Source organism: Collinsella sp. AM36-4AA (assembly GCF_003467795.1).
Taxonomy (GTDB): Bacteria; Actinomycetota; Coriobacteriia; order Coriobacteriales; family Coriobacteriaceae; genus Collinsella.
In genome coordinates, this window is record NZ_QSHS01000055.1 from 1 (window position 1) to 1,870 (window position 1,870).

Sequence of the window (1,870 nt, forward strand, 5' to 3'; positions counted from 1 at the left end):
GAGGGCGCTCGCGGCAACGGTGGCCGCAGCGGCGCCGGTCGTTCGGGTGAGTCGCGCGATCGTCGCGACCCGCGTGCCAGCCGCGATCGTCGCGATGACTGGCGCAACTACGATGACACCCGCGAGGAGCGTCGTGGCGGCTACCGCGGCGGGCGTGGTGGCAACCAGGCCGGCTCCCGCGGCGGTCGCGCCGGCGGGCGCGATAACCGTGGCAGCTATGGTAACAATCGTGGCGGTAAGCGCGGCGGCAGCTCCCGCCGCCCCGGTGACGGCGGCGGCAAGCGCAAATAGCATACGCATCGCCCACTAGAGCGAGGTGAACCAAGGGCCCCGAGCAACTACGCTCGGGGCCCTTTTTGTTTGCCGTATCCGATCGCTAGTTCAAATGTGATTTCCTCGGGAATGCATCTAGAAGATGCCGTGGGCCTGTTTCCTGCCATGCGGCAATGGGTCCCATGGGGTGTGCCGTGCATTTTTTGGAGTATTCAGCAGCTCTAGTTGGCTGCATACGATTCGGTATTGCCAACGGCGGCCTTCAGATATCCCCTATGAGTGTTTTGAGTTAGATTTCGCCGTTTTTTGAAGCAAAGGTACGTCGTTCTCGCTATGTCGGAACCCAAAATGACGCAGCGCCCTAAAGGTTTGCCCGCTCGGGGTATTGCTGGCGTGAGAGCGCTGCAGAATACTCCGTTTTTTGCACGTGCTGGGATGGGGTACCTCAGGAGAACGCGGCGGCATCCAGTAAATATATGCAATCTGTACCGGGAATTATGCAAACCGAAAAGGCGGGCAGTATGGGTAGGTGTATCGGGCCGCCTGGCGCACCAAAACGGGGAGCTCCCCCATGCGCCGTATACTCTGTCTGAATGTGAAAACGGCTTGACGCGTTGCCAGACGTAGGGGGAGGGTGTCTAGATGAGCGTATTCGAAATTGTGTTTAGTCCGACGGGTGGAACGCAGAAGGTGTCTGGCCTTGTGGCTGGAGCGCTGGACAAAAAGACCGTTACCGTCGATCTGACCGATAGCGGGTTGGATTTCCACGAGGTCTCGATGACGAAGGACGACGTGGCTGTTATCTCCGTGCCAGCGTATGCCGGCAGAGTCCCTGCCGTGGCGGTCGACCGACTGAACATGGTTCACGGCAACGGAGCGCGGGCCGTTCTGGTGTGCGTCTACGGAAACCGCGCGTTTGAGGACACGCTCGTAGAGCTGGAGGACGTTGCGAAGCATGCGGGATTCCGGGTAATCGCGGCAGTTGCAGCCATTGCAGAACATTCCATTGCGCGACAGTTTGCTGCTGGGCGACCGGATGCGCAGGATGCGGCGCAGCTCGCAGAGTTTGCGCAGCAAATTCAGCAAAAGCTGTTGGCTGAGGATACATCCGAGCCCTCTATTCCCGGCAATCGTCCTTACAAACAAGCCAGAGGTCACCGCATGGCACCTGAGGCAACAGAGGATTGCGTCTCCTGCGGTGCATGCGCCGCGGCGTGCCCCGTTTGTGCTATCGACAAGGGTGACCCCAAACGAGCAGCTGGCGAGGCGTGCATCTCCTGCATGCGCTGCATTGCCGTATGCCCGCGAGGCGCTCGTAAGCTTGATCCCAACAAGCTATCCGCTGTTTCCCAGATGCTGAGCAAGGTTTGCGTCGTGCGGAAGGAATGCGAGCTCTTTGTCTAGCGCATACGAAATTGGTGCAATGGGGCCAGTTCATCTGCACCAACCTGGTGCAAGCAAACCTGTCCCCAATGCACCAGAGTGAGGAGTGTCCCCGAGTGCCGGCAGAAACGATATGAGCAGGATATAAAAACATTGGGAGCCCCCGGCATGAAAGTCCGCGGATCAGGCCGACAATGGTGAGTGTCTAATTCAG

The 1,870-nt window shown here is 59.3% G+C and carries 1 protein-coding gene and 1 pseudogene; both read left to right on the forward strand.

Features of this window, described 5'->3' with window-relative positions; translation table 11 throughout:
- Nucleotides 1–291: pseudogene (locus DW850_RS10010) on the forward strand (DEAD/DEAH box helicase); the annotation flags it as partial.
- Between the two features lie 624 nt (nt 292–915).
- Nucleotides 916–1,677: a 4Fe-4S dicluster domain-containing protein gene (locus tag DW850_RS10015; protein ID WP_117786968.1), complete on the forward strand. Its 762-nt coding sequence runs from the start codon at nt 916–918 to the stop codon at nt 1,675–1,677.
- Nucleotides 1,678–1,870 lie beyond the last annotated feature (193 nt).

Coding starts and splice junctions, on each gene's coding strand:
- DW850_RS10015 (WP_117786968.1), top strand. CDS start 916: ATGAGCGTATTCGAAATTGTGTTTAGTCCGACGGGTGGAACGCAGAAG.